Genomic DNA, 297 nt, shown 5'->3' with positions numbered 1-297 from the left:
AGCGGCCATGGCTTCGAGCAGCACCATGCCGAACGGTTCGTGATCGGAACGCAAGGCAAATACATCGAAAGCACGGAAGGAGCGCCGGGCCTCGGGCACTTGGCCGAGGAACAGCACGCGATCGCCGATCCCGAGTTCACGGGCCAGGTCCTTGAGGCTCTGCTCGAGGCGACCGGAACCGAGAATCACCAGTTGGCTATTGCCCGGCAACCCCGGCAACGCCGCGGCAAAACCATGCAGCAGCGTGGTTTGATCCTTGTCCGGGTGCAGCCGCCCGACGTTGCCGACCACCCAGGC

Annotated in this window: 1 protein-coding gene; it reads right to left on the bottom strand. The window is 64.6% G+C overall.

Annotation, left to right across the window (positions count from 1 at the left end):
• A partial coding sequence (locus BK665_RS33615) for a glycosyltransferase (protein ID WP_123410657.1) occupies positions 1-297 on the bottom strand: 297 nt, incomplete at both ends.

Source organism: Pseudomonas frederiksbergensis (genome assembly GCF_003732665.1).
GTDB classification, from domain to species: domain Bacteria; phylum Pseudomonadota; class Gammaproteobacteria; order Pseudomonadales; family Pseudomonadaceae; genus Aquipseudomonas; species Aquipseudomonas frederiksbergensis_G.
This window is presented reverse-complemented; position numbering and strand designations above follow the sequence as displayed.